Here is a 14,041-nt window from a genome sequence, read left to right as displayed (position 1 = left end):
AGCGGATTATAATGGAATTAGATATTTTAGATGCGCTTGGCGAAGGCTGGACCCTTACGCCAGCAGGCGGAATTACGGGAGAAGCATACATTGCCTCAACGGGGCAGTCAAAACTCTTTTTAAAACGAAACTCCTCGCCATTTTTGGCGATTTTATCAGCGGATGGTATCGTGCCGAAGCTGCTTTGGACAAAGCGGATTTACAGCGGAGATGTCATCAGCGCCCAGCAATTCATCGAAGGTCAAGAGTTGGAACCGGAAATGATGGAACGGCCGGAAGTCGCAAGGTTGCTCGGAAAGATTCATGATTCGAAGGAACTGTTGTTCATGTTACAACAATTGGATCAGCGTCCGATCGAACCGGATGAACTCTTGCGGCAGTGTCGTTTATATTTTCAACCTGCTGAACTGGCACAACCGGAATTGATTGAACAGGCCATCGACTATTTGTCCGAGCGGTTACCTTACGTCCGGACAGACGAGCAAGTCGTCTGCCATTCGGATTTAAATCATAATAACTGGTTGGTCGGAACAGACGGACATCTGTATCTTAATGATTGGGATGATGCGATTATCGCAGATCGTGCGTATGATCTGGGGATGATGTTATACAGTTATGTCGATGAAGAGTGCTGGCCAGAATGGTTTGCGCATTACGGACATCCGTTGACGAAAGATTTGAAACAACGCATGTACTGGTACGTCGTGGCGCAAGCAGTACTCTCGATTTACTGGTATGAAGATACCATGCATCCTGATGCAACAGAGAGTTATCTTTTTTTAGCGCAATTGCTGGAAATGGAACAGGAAGATTAAAGCGGCGATCTGTTCAAGACAAGAATTTTAAAACACTAAAGAAAAACGTGCGGACACAAGTGATTCTGTGTCCGCACGTTTTTTTAGCCTTCAGCAATTTGGATTTCTTTTTCGATATCATGACTTTCAAGATCAGCTGTCCGGTACGCTGCTGTCGTCGGCAAACGTAAGTCCAACTTTGGTTTTTCCTCGAATGTAACGGTTACGTCTTGTACCGTATAGTCGAAGACATGTCCACCACCGCTTCGTTCCTGATCGATGAAATGAAGATGGTAGCCGGCGACTGCGATTCCATGACCAAACCGGGGTGTGAAATAACCGGCTAACGTACCGTCGATGTGTTCGAATGTCCGGGCGCTTTGTGTCGCGACGGCTTCAGTGATTGGACGGAATGGTTTTTCCTGCCGAGCGACAGTTCGTGTCTTGACCTCGGAAAATCGTCCTTCAATCCGGACGGCGTAAAAGCTGTTGATCGTACCAAGCTGTTCACTTAGCCAGTGTTCAAAATCAGCTTTAGACATCGTTTGCTTCACGGACAACGACTGTTCGGGAACGAATCGCGTAAGAGAACAGAACGGAGTTGTCGTTTTGAGGTCGAGCGGACGGGCGCTGCCGTCCGACCGCAGTTGATAAAAGGAACCGTCAAAACCAATCATTTCCCCGTCGAGATGATCGAATGTACCGATTCCGAAATCATAACCGGGAAGAATCGATTCATAGCGTGTTTCACTTTCGAATACACCGTCGAGTAAGGCCATCATTGTCGAAATCTGAAGTAATGTATCATCATGCTGCATCGCTTTCATCTCCTTATCAGTTCAATTGATCCAAGTGTACCTCTTTACCGAGTGTAATGTTATCGCTGTAGTCGATCGGAACATCCACGATGACAGGTCCCTCTGTTTGCCATGCTTCTTCCATGACCGAGATGAGTTCAGACGGATGATTGACGCGAAGTCCTTTTGCACCGAAGCTTTCAGCGTATTTTACTAAATCGACTTCTCCGAACGAGGTACCGGATTTCCGTTTGTATTTCATTTCCTGCTGGAATGCTACCATATCAAACCCGCTGTCTCGCCATACGAAATGGACGAGCGGAGCATTCAGGCGGACTGCCGTTTCCAGTTCCATGGCGGAAAAGAGGAATCCACCGTCGCCGGAAATCGAGACCGCTTTTTTACCCGGACGGACGAGCGTCGCGGCGATTGCCCAAGGTAATGCGACACCAAGTGTCTGCATGCCGTTGCTGAACAAGAGATGACGAGGCTCGTACGACCGGAAGTGACGTGCCATCCAGATGTAATGCGATCCGACATCTACTGTGACCGTGACGTCGTCCGCGATTTGTTCGCGTAATGTTTTCATGAAGTAAAGCGGATGAGTCAGTGGTGAGTCCTTCACGATTGGCGGGATGTCCCGTTCTTCTAGACGTTGTTGAAGACCGTGTAAAAATTCAGTTGAGCTTGCCGGAAGTGTCAATGCATGCAAACGTTCTGATAACGCATTGATGGTTGCTGCAACATCACCGACGAGTTCCCGGTCCGGACGATAGAAGTGATCGATTTCGGCCCGCATCTGATCAAGATGAATCAATGTCCGCTCGTGAGACGGTTGATTCCAGAATTTCGGATCATATCCGATTGGATCGTATCCGATCGATAAGACGAGATCGGCTTCAGCAAGCAAGGCGTCTCCCGGTTGGTTACGGAAAAGACCGACCCGTCCGTAAAAATTAGATTCAAGCTCGCGTGACAACGTACCGGCGGCCTGGAATGTCTGAACGACCGGGATCGACACGCGTTCGAGCAAAGCACGGATGGCCTGAACGACACGCGGTTGACTCGAGCGCATACCGAGTAACAAAACCGGTAACTTCGCTTGTTCAATCAGGGTAGCCGTCTCATCAATCCATTCTTCTGGAGCGATTCCGAGTTTAGGTGCTTCGACCGCTTTGAACGAAGTGACGTTCGCTTCATTTAATCCGACATCCTGCGGAATGCTGACAAAAGCGGCACCGGACGTCGTTTCCGCTGTCCGGAAAGCATTGGATAAGACTTCAGGGATATTGTCGGCATCTTGAACTTCAGCGCTGAAGTTGGTAATCGGTTTGAACAGTGCCTGGTTATCCATCGATTGGTGGGTCCGTTTCAACCGATCGGCTCGTGTGACGGCACCGGCAATCGCGACGACAGGGTCACCTTCCGAGTTGGCCGTGACAAGACCGGTCGCGAGATTGGAAGCACCGGGTCCTGACGTGACAAGTACCACGCCGGGTTTGTCCGTCAAGCGGCCGATTGCTTGTGCCATGAACGCGGCATTCTGTTCATGACGTGCGACGATCAGTTCCGGTCCCCGGTCCTGCAGAACATTAAAGACAGAGTCAATTTTCGCTCCAGGAATCCCGAAGATATAGTCGACACCCTGTTCGATGAGGGTATCGACGACCAAATCGGCTCCTGTTTTCTTCTGTACTAAGTCATTTGAATCACTGTTTTGTTTTTCTTTCATTACAATTCTCCTTTTCTACCAGTAGTTTTGGTTGTTCGATAGCTGTAATATAAAAACTGTTTCGTGAAAAGTATACATCTGTTTCAATGAGAAACCAAGGTGAATCCTTCAGAAACTAAAAAAGACACCTTGTGATCAACACAAGATGTCTACCGCTAACTGTTTATTCCGCATTCACTTTTCCGAACGTCGCCCAGACGAAAAGAGCCGTTACACCCATGACGAGAACGATCGGAGAACCCCACGCAATCAAGAAGTCTTCCAACATTAAAACCTCCTTTAGGAATCATCGTACTGTAAGTGTAGTAGATTGCTCACTTATTCTCAAGTGACGATCTGCTGAACATTCTTTTGGGAGAATGAAGAACATCTTATATATTTACCCGAATCATGATAAACTTATCTGCGGATAATTTAAGAATCGAAAGGATGAGCAGTATGCGTTTACGTCACAAACCATGGGCACTGGATTATATGAAAGAGCAATCCTCCATTTATATAGCAGACCCGTCGACTCTAAAAGGAAACTGGTCGAATGAATTTAAGAATGAGAATCCGATTTACATCGAAGTCGGATCAGGTAAAGGCGCCTTCATCACAGGGATGGCAAAACAGTATCCGGAGGTCAACTTCGTCGCAATCGAACTGTTTGAGAGTGTTGCAGTCGCCATCGTTCAAAAGATGGTGGAAGAACCGCTTGCTAACGTCCGTGTCTTGACGGTCGATGCCAAAGACTTGCGTGACTTCTTTGAAAAAGGAGAGGTGGCCCGTGTTTATTTGAACTTCTCCGATCCGTGGCCGAAATCACGGCATGCGAAACGCCGCTTGACGTACAAAACGTTTTTGGCAACCTATGAAGATATTTTACCGGAAAAAGGGCAGATTCATTTCAAGACGGATAACCGGAAATTATTTGAATCAAGTCTGATGACGATGTCTGCTTACGGGATGACATTTGATTGGATGTCACTTGATTTACATGCCAACGAGCCGGAAAATAACGTCAGAACGGAATACGAAGAACGATTTTCAGCAATGGGTCAACCGATTTATCGGATGGAAGCAACGTATACAAAATAATTTAGACAAAAAGTTTTCTTATTTTCCTAGCATTTCTTTCACACTTTTTTCTTATTAATTGGTACAATGTTGTTGACTGAAGAACTGTATTTACAGGTAAAGGGGGAAATTGGGGATGTGGCAAAAAAGCTTAGCCTTCGTAACGGCACTCTTTCTCGCATTGAGTATCGGACAATCGGTATTCGCTGCGATTGATACGTCATCTATGCAAAAAGCACTTGACGAGGATTTGAAGAGTACACATTACGACTATAAAAAAGGTTCTGTAGAAATTGAAGATCCAAAAACATTCACTGGTGAAAAAGGTGAAAATATTATCGGTGGAATCGCGGTAATCGAGACAGTTCGTGATGGAATCTTCATCACGATCAAACGTGAAATTCATTTCTACAACGCAGACAGCGGTAAATTACTTACAAGCGCAGATGCGGCTAAAGTAAAAGGCGTCAAAGAATACATCGACAGCAACTCGGATAACCTGCACCAAAAGGTGGTTTACTGGTTGCCGATGTTACTGATGTTATTAATCATTGCAGTACCAGCTATCATGCTATACGTTGTTGTACCGCGTCTGTATTCAACAAGTGAATACATGAACCCGATCTACGAACGTAATGATAACCCGCGTTAATCTTTTATGAATTAAATGAAAATCCCTTTTCTACCCGAATTACCGGGTGCGACAAGGGATTTTTTTTGATGAATTCAGACGAATAAGACGAGTAAAAAAGCAATGATGGCCGGAAGCCCTTGTTTGAAAAGAATTGAGGTGTTGGCAGTAGCTGCACCATACAGAGCGGCGACGATGACACAACCGAGGAAATACAATTGGACCGCTGAGGAATCAAGGATCAGCCCGAAAATCAGACCAGCGGCAAGAAAACCGTTATAAAGACCTTGGTTGGCAAACAGTGTCCGGATCTGCGGATTGGAGACGGCTTCTTCGGTCAGACCGAATGTACGCCGGGCAGATTTTGATGACAGGAAAAACATTTCAAGTGCCAGAATATAAAAATGTTCCACAGCGACTATTAAAACGAAGAGAGTAGCGAGTAAAGACATGTCGAGTGTCTCCTTTCTGAAAAAAAACCATACTTCGTCGATCGAAGTATGGTCCGTCTATTATGCGTATTCGAGTAAAGCACCTGTTTCCGCATCAACTGTGAATTGATACGTTTTTTCATCGTCACCTTCAAGGACCGAGATGCCACCTTTGTAGCTTTGGTAGTCACGTGACTCGTATGCGTACGCCTCTGGTGTTGCAGAGATCCATGCACCTTGGACACGTCCTTTTGCTGAAAATGTGCGTTTCGTGATTTCGAGCGCTTCCTCGGCAGAGAGTTGTTTGTTGTCGACAGCCTTCTTGACTGCGAAAGCGGCAACGACCGCTGCTGCAAGACCGATAATCCAATAGCGTTTTTTCATTAAAATTCCCCTCCTTACAGGTTCTATTCCTACTGTACCAAATAATCCGTCCAGTGAGAAACAAAAGGTTAAGTGATTGAAGCAAAATTTTGTATAATGAATGAACAGGAGGGGATACATATGAATGAAAAAACAAGAGACTTGTTTCGAACATTGACAGAATTGAACGGTGCACCCGGGTTTGAACATGATGTCAGACGCTTTGTGAAAGAACGGATTACACCGGTGACGGATGAAATCGTCATGGACGGTCTTGGTTCAATTTTCGGAAAACGCACGGGTCAGGCGGATGGTCCGAAAGTTATGGTTGCCGGTCATATGGATGAAGTAGCTTTCATGGTCACACAGATTACGAAAAACGGGATGCTCCGGATTCAACCGCTCGGTGGCTGGTGGAGTCAGGTTCTGCTTGCACAACGTTTTTCGATTTGCGGCGATAACGGGATCATTCCCGGTGTCATTGCGTCAACACCACCACATTTGCTGACGGATGAAGTCCGGAATAAACCGATGGCGATCAAAGATATGTTCATCGATGTCGGGGCAGACTCAAAAGAAGAAGCGGAATCCTTTGGTATTCGTCCGGGTATTCCGGCTGTCCCGTTTTTCCCGTTCACACCGATGGCGAACCCGAAAAAAATCATGGCCAAAGCATGGGACAACCGCTACGGCGTCGGGATGGCAATTGAGTTGTTGGAAGAAACGACAGCAGCGGATCATCCGAACGTCTTATTCTCAGGTGCAACGGTTCAAGAAGAAGTCGGCTTGCGCGGTGCACAAACGGCCACCAATCTGATTGATCCGGATGTTGCTTTTGTCGTCGACGCCTCACCGGCCAACGATGCTTCAGGAGATAAAACGGAATTCGGTCAGCTTGGTCAAGGACCGTTGTTACGTATTAAAGACAGCGTCATGATTTTATCGAAAGAAATGACGGATTATGTGCTCGATACAGCGGAATCGAACAATATTCCGTATCAATATTACGTCGGAGCAGGTGGAACGGACGGAGGCGTCATCCATCGTTCGAACAACGGAATTCCAACGACGGTCGTCGGTCTTCCGGCACGTTATATCCATACACATGCTTCAATTATGCACACGGATGACTATGATGCGGCAAAAGAATTACTGAAGAAACTGGTCACGCAACTGGATGCGACGACACTTGCGACGTTACAAATTAAATGAACGTGATAGAAGAGGGGATCGTTGCGATCCTCTTTTTTTTGGTTTCAACTGTCTTGTCAGATGAAAAACAAATGTATGACCTTTTTTTAGAGTTTGTTATAATGAATCTGATTTTAAACAGAAGGAAGTGGCAGCTTGTTAAAAAGAAAAGGAATTTTACTCAGTCCGAAAGTATATTTTATTACGGTACTCAGTTATATGGCATTAGGATTATTCAGTTCTTTGATTATGGGACTAATTTTAAAGACGATTGGTGAAGGGTTAATCACAAAAGGAATCGATGCGGAAATACTCGTCACGGTCGGGCAGCAGGCTATCGCACTGACAGGGCCGGCAATCGGAGTAGCGGTTGCCTTTGCGCTCGAAGCTCCGCCGCTTGTCTTGTTTTCAGCCGTTGCGGTCGGTGCCTTTGGTTACGAAGCGGGAGGTCCTGCCGGAAGTTACGTGGCAGCCGTCATTGCGACCGAAATCGGAAAACTGATCTCAAAAACGACGCGACTCGATATCATTTTGACGCCATTCATCACCTTGCTCATCGGTTTTGTGAGTGGAAAATATGTCGGAGCTTGGATTGGAACGCTGATGACCGATTTAGGGGAAATCATCCGGTGGGGAACAGAAAGAGAACCTTTAGTCATGGGGATTTTTGTAGCGACCGTCATGGGTCTCGCTTTGACGGCTCCCATCTCGAGTGCAGCTCTCGGAATCATGTTAGGTCTGGATGGACTGGCAGCCGGTGCTGCAACGATCGGCTGTGCCGCACAAATGATCGGTTTCGGTGTCATCAGTTATCGCGATAACGGGATTGGGGGTTTCATTGCCCAAGGAATCGGCACGTCGATGTTGCAGGTGGGGAACATCATTCGAAATCCATGGACGATTGTTCCGCCGACACTGGCGGGCGCATTGCTCGCTCCATTTGCGACTGTCTTACTCACACTCGAAAGTAATCCTGAAGGGTCGGGGATGGGGACGAGCGGACTGGTCGGTCCGCTGATGTTGCTAAAGACGATGGGATTCGAAGGCGAGTACTACTTAGCGGTTTTCGTATTGTGTTTCCTGGCACCAGCACTGATCAGTTATTTGATTTACCGTATCCTCCGTCGCATGGGACGGATTAAAGACGGGGATCTGAAAATCGAGTATTGATGAACAAATTTTTTCGATGAGTAGATAAGCAAGGGTGGCAGATTATCATTCTGCCACCCTTGCTTTTTTGTAGAGACTGACTCAAAAGTCAGTCCCTTCATGTTCACAGTGAAAAGCCGAACGCACTGGAGTAAAAACTGGTGAAAAAGACATACAAGTATAAAAGATAGAGCGGAATCAAATACCGCATCCGAACGATCGGCAATTTTCTGGCGAGCCGTTTCCCGATTGCTTCGAGCAACATGATGATGGCAAATCCGACTACAAGAAGGATCAGGATTTGAGGCAGGCTACGTTCGGAATCGATAAACGAATAGCCGTACCGGAGACAGCTTGTCATGCCGACAAAACCAACAAATCGTTCAAAAGGATGCTTAACAGGTTGATCAGTCATAATAATTTCCTTTCAGGACATTTTCTAGTTGCAGTATAGCAAACAGAGCACGAAAACGCACAGAAACATTCGAATATGCTATGATGGAGCCAATGAAAAAGCAAGTATTGAAGGAGTGTAACAGATGAAAAAATTAGAATCGAAAGAACAATTTGATCAAGCGAAAAAAGAAAAATCGATTTTCCTCTTTTCAGCGGATTGGTGCCCGGATTGCCGGTTTTTAGATCCCTTCATGCCGGAAATGGAACAGACGTTCAGTGAATTTAATTTTTATTACGTCGACCGCGATCAGCACATTGAAATTGCCCAGGAAATGGACATCTTCGGAATTCCGAGCTTTGTTGCGTATCGTGAAAATGAAGAAACGGGTCGTTATGTCGGGAAAGAACGAAAAACACCTGAACAGGTGACCGCATTTTTAGAAACAGTCTGAAACAAAAGCGAGCGCTGACTCGCTTTTTTTAATAGGAAAGGATGAAATGGATTCATGGAACTACAACAAATTCGCCGCCTCGTTACGGAGGCATTTGATACCACTCAATATACAACGTATTTCGATCGGGAAAAATCGGTTCTCCGCATCGAACGCAAACAGGATCGGACAGGAGTCGATCTGGGATTGAATCCGCTTGTAGCGAAAGCAAAGCGTCGCGGTGTCATAGCGGTCGAAGAGACGATCGAATACATTAAAGCCGTTTTGGAGCAGACGGAACCGGTTTCGCTGATTGGTCATGAACAACGGGTCTTCCCTGTCATTCGGGCAAAATCTTTTGCCGATGAGACGAAAGATGGCAAAAAAATCATCAGTACACCACATACCGGTGAAACGAAAATCATGTACGCGCTTGATTTAGGGGCTACGTACCGGTTGATTGACGAAGAATTGTTGAATCAAGCAGGATGGACGACCGAACATTTGTCAGAGGCAGCGCGGTTTAATTTAAAATCACTCGAAGCGCCGTTTAAGATGGATGAAGTGGCCGGGAATATCTTTTATTTCTTGAGTACGGGTGACGGCTACGAAGCGAGTCGTGTCTTAAACAAACAATTATTGAGCGATTACGCTGAAAAAATGACAGGAGAGTTTGCTGTCGGAATTCCGCATCAGGACGTGCTGATCTTTGCTGACATTCGAAACGACGCGGGATACGATGTTCTGCAACAATTGATGTTTGACTTCTTCACGAACGGACGGGTTCCGGTAACGGCACTTCCTTTCATGTACGAAGAAGGCAGACTCGAACCTGTCTTCGTCCTTGCAAAAAACAAGCATCCGAAAAGCTGAATAATCTGCTACAATAGGCATTGTGAGAAAGTTTGAAGGGAGTCATGGATTGCATGAATGTTTTTTATAATAAAGAAGGTGTCGGAGACGTCTTGATGGTCATCTTAGCAGATGCACCCCGCGCTGAAATCACTGCCGAAAGAAAAGGCGATGTAGCAACGATTTTCCATGGCGAAGACGTAATTGGCTATAACATCTTCGAAGCATCAAACCAGTTTGAATTAAATGCTGTAGGACCGGTCGACTTGACACCGGAAATTGTTGAAACGATTCAACGCGTATTAGGAGAAAACGGCGTCGATTTCGAACCACGTGAAATTGATTATTCACCTAAATTCGTCGTCGGATTCGTATCATCTGCTGAAAAACATCCAGATGCGGACAAGTTGTCGGTCTGTCAAGTAGAGGTGGATGATCAGACATTGCAAATCGTCTGTGGAGCACCAAACGTTGCTGCCGGACAAAAAGTAGTCGTCGCTAAACCCGGCGCAGTCATGCCGTCCGGATTAATCATTCGTCCGTCCGCTTTACGTGGAGTGGCTTCTAGTGGAATGCTTTGTTCTGCACGGGAACTCGCATTGCCGGATGCACCGCAGGAAAAAGGAATTCTTGTTCTCGAGGATACGGCAAAAACGGGAGAAGCATTTTTAATCGGTCGATAATTCGGCCGATTTTTTAACAAGATGGAGGGGTGAGGGAATGAGCAATCGTTATGAACAGTCGTTAAAGGAACAGGCAGCACGAATTCGACGTGAATTAGCAGGCGAAAAAGAAACAAAACCCGTTGAACGGCCTAAAAAAGAAGAGCGTGAAGATCGTTTCGTGTTGACGGATGTTCCATCGCCTATTTACGGATTCCAACGGCCTAGAAAGCAACGGTCGATCCAAGAGGAAATCCATTCGGAAGAATCTGAAGTCGATGTTTCAAGTGTACAGGAAGAGGAAAAATCAGAAGAGTCGCTTGAACATGAGACAGAAGAATTGAACGAAGAGTCGCGGATCGAGACGATGGAACAGACGGATCTAACCGAAGCGGATGCTGGCTTAGTACCGATGACAGATTCAGAGATTCTCGTTCCGGAACCGTCGATTGAAGAAAATTCTTCGCCGGAGGATATTGTCGAAAATCAAGTCGAAGCACAAGCGTCAACAGAAACTCTTCTTCCTGAAGAAGAAGAGGATGCAGTTGAAGAAGCAGAAAATCCGGGTGCAGAAGAAACGGACAAAGAAGAAACAGTGGAAACGCAAATCGAAGCGACTCCTGAGGTTCCTGTAGCAGATCAGACGGTACAGGAAGAAACAGAAACCATTCCGTCCTCAACAGATATGGTACACGTGGATTCTCAGATGGAAGAACCGCTCTCTGCCGACGACGCTTCAGTTGATGAAATGAAGCAAGTAGTTGCAGTGGAAACAGAACCGACGGCAAACCAGTCGATTCAAATCAAAAAGCCGGTCGGTCCGCCGGTAAACGTCGTGATGACGACGAAGGACTTGATGGCGATGTATCGTGCACGTCGGGAACAAAATAATTTACATGGTAAAAAATAAGTCGGTTTGCTATAATGGTACAGGTTTTGTACCCAAGCCCGATGGTACGGACCGGAACGTGAATTGGAGGGCTCATATATGACAAATTATCATTTTGTAGGGATTAAAGGAACAGGGATGAGTGCGCTCGCCCAAGTACTGCATGAAATGAATCATCAAGTACAAGGTTCTGATATTGACAAGCATATTTTTACAGAGGATGCCTTACGGGCAAAAGGAATTCCGTTTTTCCCGTTTAGTGCGGAAAACATTAAAGAAGATCAAGTCATCATCCAAGGGAATGCTTTTGGGGATGACCATCCAGAAATTGCTCGGGCAAAGGAACTGGATTTGACGATTTATCACTATTACGATTTCTTGGGGCATTTAGCAGATGAGTATCGGTCTGTTGCGATTACCGGATCACATGGTAAAACATCGACGACTGGTTTACTCTCGCACGTCTTGAGTGGAATTACACCAACGGCATTTCTGATTGGTGATGGAACAGGTGCCGGTGTGGCAGAAGCAAAAGCATTTGTCTTTGAAGCGTGCGAGTACAAACGCCACTTCTTATATTACAAACCGGACTATGCCATCATGACGAACATTGACTTCGACCATTCTGACTACTTTACGGGAATCGACGACGTCGTCTCGGCATTCCAAGAGATGGCGATGCAGGTCAAACAAGCAATCGTTGCTTGTGGAGATGACGAGCACCTGCAAAACCTTCAGGCGAATGTTCCGATTCTGTATTATGGTTTTGGAGAAAATAATGATTTCCGTGCAGAAAACGCGACGTCGACGCCGGACGGAACATCATTTGATGTCTATCTCCGGGATGATTTTTACGGGACGTTCCTGATTCCTGGTTTTGGCCGACACCATGTCTTGAATGCGTTGTCTGTCATTGCGATCTGCCAGTATGAAGGACTGAACAAAGAAGAAGTCGCTGCACGTCTGTCTACATTCGGTGGAGTGAAACGTCGTTTTAGCGAAACAAACTTCGGTTCGCAAATCCTTGTTGACGACTACGCGCATCACCCGAAAGAAATTAGTGCGACGATTGAATCGGCACGCAAGAAATATCCGGATCGTGAAGTCGTAGCGATTTTCCAACCGCATACGTATACCCGCTTAAAGTCATTCATGGATGATTTTGCGACATCATTACGTGAGGCGGATGCTACTTATCTGTGTGAAATCTTTGGATCGGCACGTGAGCAAGAAGGGCAAGTCCGTGTAGAAGATTTACAAGATAAAGTGCCGGGGTCTGATATTTTGACGCGGGACAATGTATCGATTTTACGTAAACATGAAAATGCCGTGTTGCTCTTTATGGGAGCAGGAGACATTCAAACGTATCAACACCAGTACGAGAACGCAAAGTAATATCGTGAAGTATAAACAGGCGCTGACATTCATTTGTCAGCGTCTTTTTTGTCGGTTTCGTGAAACAAAAAATCGGAAGTGATTTTGAGGAGAAATCTGTTGAATTTTTGATTGCATCTTGAATTGATTTTTGGAATAGTGGGGGTATGTTATTTAGAAAGGAAAGACGTCATGGGACAAATTTTACTCATCTTACTGTTGCAGCTGATTTACGTACCTGTTTTGACACTACGTACCATCATGCTCGTCAAAGGAAGAACTATCATTGCAGGTGTGTTAGGAACGGTTGAAACGTTGATTTATATCTTTGCGCTCGGAATCGTATTCCGTGACTTGACGACAGTCGGCATGATTGTCTACGCCCTTGGATTCGGGCTTGGAATTCTGATCGGAGGATTCGTCGAACGGAAGCTGGCAATCGGATACAACATGATTCAAGTGCATACACAGGACTTCCCAGCAGAGCTGATTCAGGTCATCCGGGATAACGGATTCGGAGTTACGCATTATCAAGGGCAGGGCCGTGATGGAATTCGATACCGTCTGGATGTACTAGCAGCCCGGACGAGAATGAAAGTGTTGCGTAATCTGGTCGAGGAATATGAACCAAAAGCTTTTCTTGTCGCATTTGATTCCGTTGATTTCAAAGGAGGCTATATGCTCAAGGGATTAAAACGATCCCAGTAAGGAATTTCATCATCGGTCTCTGAAAGAATCTCCCATGAAATCATGTTTAAGTTTTGTTATTTAAGGATAAAGACGATATAGAACAAAACACAGTTTTATGAGAGGAGAGATCGATCATGATTAGTAATCACGCTAAGAGTGCTTTAAACCAACAGGTGGCAAACTACGGGGTACTGTTTGTAAAACTTCATAACTACCACTGGTACATTAAAGGTCCTGATTTCTTGACGCTGCATGTAAAACTTGAAGAGTTATACACTTGGGTTTCAGAACAATATGATGTCGTGGCAGAACGTCTGTTGATGAACAATGGAATGCCTTCTGCGACGCTGAAGGAATATTTAGAGCAGACGACGCTTGAAGAAGCAAAACCGGGTTTATCGGCAGATGAAATGGTGGAGTCGGTCATCAGTGATTTCCAACAGATTCGCAAAGAAATGCTAGATGCAATCGTTCATCTTGAATCGCAAGACGTAACGGTTGAAGATGATTTGCTGGCACAAGCAAAAGAAATCGAGAAACAAATTTGGATGTTGCGCGCGACATTAAAAAAATAACTTAAAAAAGCGGATGGCTTCATCC

General features: G+C 45.7%; 18 protein-coding genes. 12 read left to right on the top strand and 6 right to left on the bottom strand.

Features of this window, described 5'->3' with window-relative positions:
• Nucleotides 1-11 precede the first annotated feature (11 nt).
• Entirely contained in the window at nt 12-815 is an 804-nt protein-coding gene (locus ABIC15_RS02655; protein WP_012371132.1) for a phosphotransferase family protein, read from the top strand.
• An 83-nt stretch (nt 816-898) separates the two neighbouring features.
• Here the strand turns inward: ABIC15_RS02655 and budA are convergent, their stop codons facing one another.
• From budA to ABIC15_RS15285, 3 genes are all read right to left on the bottom strand, one after another.
• Complete coding sequence (gene budA, locus ABIC15_RS02650; protein WP_012371131.1) at nt 899-1,612, bottom strand: acetolactate decarboxylase; 714 nt, start codon at nt 1,610-1,612, stop codon at nt 899-901.
• A 16-nt stretch (nt 1,613-1,628) separates the two neighbouring features.
• On the bottom strand, nt 1,629-3,323 hold the full coding sequence (gene alsS, locus ABIC15_RS02645; RefSeq protein ID WP_012371130.1) for an acetolactate synthase AlsS: 1,695 nt from the start codon (nt 3,321-3,323) through the stop codon (nt 1,629-1,631).
• A gap of 163 nt (nt 3,324-3,486) precedes the next feature.
• The gene (locus tag ABIC15_RS15285) at nt 3,487-3,588 is read right to left on the bottom strand and encodes a cytochrome bd oxidase small subunit CydS (RefSeq protein WP_413230418.1); all 102 of its coding nucleotides are present in this window, start codon (nt 3,586-3,588) and stop codon (nt 3,487-3,489) included.
• Nucleotides 3,589-3,761: 173 nt separating this feature from the next.
• Between ABIC15_RS15285 and trmB the strand changes: the two genes are divergently transcribed.
• Together trmB and ABIC15_RS02635 are read left to right on the top strand one after the other, a co-directional pair.
• Nucleotides 3,762-4,403 (top strand): tRNA (guanosine(46)-N7)-methyltransferase TrmB, encoded by a 642-nt coding sequence (gene trmB, locus ABIC15_RS02640; protein ID WP_012371129.1) that lies wholly within the window; start codon nt 3,762-3,764, stop codon nt 4,401-4,403.
• 115 nt (nt 4,404-4,518) lie between these two features.
• Nucleotides 4,519-5,034, top strand: a complete 516-nt coding sequence (locus ABIC15_RS02635; RefSeq protein ID WP_012371128.1) for a hypothetical protein — start codon at nt 4,519-4,521, stop codon at nt 5,032-5,034.
• A gap of 74 nt (nt 5,035-5,108) precedes the next feature.
• Here ABIC15_RS02635 and ABIC15_RS02630 read toward each other — a convergent pair whose 3' ends face one another.
• Both ABIC15_RS02630 and ABIC15_RS02625 read right to left on the bottom strand, forming a co-directional pair.
• Entirely contained in the window at nt 5,109-5,465 is a 357-nt protein-coding gene (locus tag ABIC15_RS02630; protein WP_012371127.1) for a DUF1304 domain-containing protein, read from the bottom strand.
• Nucleotides 5,466-5,525: 60 nt separating this feature from the next.
• The gene (locus ABIC15_RS02625) at nt 5,526-5,828 is read right to left on the bottom strand and encodes a PepSY domain-containing protein (RefSeq protein WP_012371126.1); all 303 of its coding nucleotides are present in this window, start codon (nt 5,826-5,828) and stop codon (nt 5,526-5,528) included.
• 120 nt (nt 5,829-5,948) lie between these two features.
• On the opposite strand from ABIC15_RS02625, the gene ABIC15_RS02620 reads away from it, so the two are divergent.
• Nucleotides 5,949-7,019, top strand: a complete 1,071-nt coding sequence (locus ABIC15_RS02620) for a M42 family metallopeptidase (RefSeq protein WP_012371125.1) — start codon at nt 5,949-5,951, stop codon at nt 7,017-7,019.
• A 135-nt stretch (nt 7,020-7,154) separates the two neighbouring features.
• Entirely contained in the window at nt 7,155-8,168 is a 1,014-nt protein-coding gene (locus tag ABIC15_RS02615) for a PTS sugar transporter subunit IIC (RefSeq protein ID WP_290827398.1), read from the top strand.
• Between the two features lie 103 nt (nt 8,169-8,271).
• On the opposite strand, the gene ABIC15_RS02610 is transcribed toward ABIC15_RS02615, so the two are convergent.
• The gene (locus ABIC15_RS02610; RefSeq protein WP_214767116.1) at nt 8,272-8,562 is read right to left on the bottom strand and encodes a hypothetical protein; all 291 of its coding nucleotides are present in this window, start codon (nt 8,560-8,562) and stop codon (nt 8,272-8,274) included.
• Nucleotides 8,563-8,686: 124 nt separating this feature from the next.
• On the opposite strand from ABIC15_RS02610, the gene ABIC15_RS02605 reads away from it, so the two are divergent.
• From ABIC15_RS02605 to ABIC15_RS02575, 7 genes are all read left to right on the top strand, one after another.
• A complete protein-coding gene (locus ABIC15_RS02605) occupies nt 8,687-8,995 on the top strand; it encodes a thioredoxin family protein (protein WP_012371122.1) in 309 nt (102 codons plus the stop codon).
• A 54-nt stretch (nt 8,996-9,049) separates the two neighbouring features.
• Nucleotides 9,050-9,847, top strand: a complete 798-nt coding sequence (locus tag ABIC15_RS02600; protein ID WP_012371121.1) for a DUF1444 domain-containing protein — start codon at nt 9,050-9,052, stop codon at nt 9,845-9,847.
• Between the two features lie 53 nt (nt 9,848-9,900).
• Nucleotides 9,901-10,509 carry a YtpR family tRNA-binding protein gene (gene ytpR, locus ABIC15_RS02595; RefSeq protein WP_012371120.1) on the top strand — a complete coding sequence of 203 codons (609 nt, stop codon included), beginning with the start codon at nt 9,901-9,903 and terminating at the stop codon, nt 10,507-10,509.
• Nucleotides 10,510-10,546: 37 nt separating this feature from the next.
• Nucleotides 10,547-11,398, top strand: a complete 852-nt coding sequence (locus ABIC15_RS02590; protein WP_012371119.1) for a hypothetical protein — start codon at nt 10,547-10,549, stop codon at nt 11,396-11,398.
• Between the two features lie 78 nt (nt 11,399-11,476).
• Nucleotides 11,477-12,772, top strand: coding sequence for a UDP-N-acetylmuramate--L-alanine ligase (gene murC, locus ABIC15_RS02585; protein WP_012371118.1), 1,296 nt, complete (start codon nt 11,477-11,479; stop codon nt 12,770-12,772).
• A gap of 171 nt (nt 12,773-12,943) precedes the next feature.
• Nucleotides 12,944-13,459, top strand: coding sequence for a DUF2179 domain-containing protein (locus tag ABIC15_RS02580; protein ID WP_012371117.1), 516 nt, complete (start codon nt 12,944-12,946; stop codon nt 13,457-13,459).
• Between the two features lie 116 nt (nt 13,460-13,575).
• Nucleotides 13,576-14,016 carry a Dps family protein gene (locus ABIC15_RS02575; RefSeq protein ID WP_012371116.1) on the top strand — a complete coding sequence of 147 codons (441 nt, stop codon included), beginning with the start codon at nt 13,576-13,578 and terminating at the stop codon, nt 14,014-14,016.
• Nucleotides 14,017-14,041: the final 25 nt, after the last annotated feature.

It is taken from the genome of Exiguobacterium sp. PvP048 (assembly GCF_040549175.1).
GTDB lineage: Bacteria > Bacillota > Bacilli > Exiguobacteriales > Exiguobacteriaceae > Exiguobacterium_A > Exiguobacterium_A artemiae.
This window is presented reverse-complemented; position numbering and strand designations above follow the sequence as displayed.

Bases quoted from the DNA above. Each gene is read 5' to 3' on its own strand.
- ABIC15_RS02655 (WP_012371132.1), top strand. From the start codon at position 12: ATGGAATTAGATATTTTAGATGCGCTTGGCGAAGGCTGGACCCTTACG.
- budA (WP_012371131.1), bottom strand. From the start codon at position 1,612: ATGCAGCATGATGATACATTACTTCAGATTTCGACAATGATGGCCTTA.
- alsS (WP_012371130.1), bottom strand. From the start codon at position 3,323: ATGAAAGAAAAACAAAACAGTGATTCAAATGACTTAGTACAGAAGAAA.
- trmB (WP_012371129.1), top strand. From the start codon at position 3,762: ATGCGTTTACGTCACAAACCATGGGCACTGGATTATATGAAAGAGCAA.
- ABIC15_RS02635 (WP_012371128.1), top strand. From the start codon at position 4,519: ATGTGGCAAAAAAGCTTAGCCTTCGTAACGGCACTCTTTCTCGCATTG.
- ABIC15_RS02630 (WP_012371127.1), bottom strand. From the start codon at position 5,465: ATGTCTTTACTCGCTACTCTCTTCGTTTTAATAGTCGCTGTGGAACAT.
- ABIC15_RS02625 (WP_012371126.1), bottom strand. From the start codon at position 5,828: ATGAAAAAACGCTATTGGATTATCGGTCTTGCAGCAGCGGTCGTTGCC.
- ABIC15_RS02620 (WP_012371125.1), top strand. From the start codon at position 5,949: ATGAATGAAAAAACAAGAGACTTGTTTCGAACATTGACAGAATTGAAC.
- ABIC15_RS02610 (WP_214767116.1), bottom strand. From the start codon at position 8,562: ATGACTGATCAACCTGTTAAGCATCCTTTTGAACGATTTGTTGGTTTT.
- ABIC15_RS02605 (WP_012371122.1), top strand. From the start codon at position 8,687: ATGAAAAAATTAGAATCGAAAGAACAATTTGATCAAGCGAAAAAAGAA.
- ABIC15_RS02600 (WP_012371121.1), top strand. From the start codon at position 9,050: ATGGAACTACAACAAATTCGCCGCCTCGTTACGGAGGCATTTGATACC.
- ytpR (WP_012371120.1), top strand. From the start codon at position 9,901: ATGAATGTTTTTTATAATAAAGAAGGTGTCGGAGACGTCTTGATGGTC.
- ABIC15_RS02590 (WP_012371119.1), top strand. From the start codon at position 10,547: ATGAGCAATCGTTATGAACAGTCGTTAAAGGAACAGGCAGCACGAATT.
- murC (WP_012371118.1), top strand. From the start codon at position 11,477: ATGACAAATTATCATTTTGTAGGGATTAAAGGAACAGGGATGAGTGCG.
- ABIC15_RS02580 (WP_012371117.1), top strand. From the start codon at position 12,944: ATGGGACAAATTTTACTCATCTTACTGTTGCAGCTGATTTACGTACCT.
- ABIC15_RS02575 (WP_012371116.1), top strand. From the start codon at position 13,576: ATGATTAGTAATCACGCTAAGAGTGCTTTAAACCAACAGGTGGCAAAC.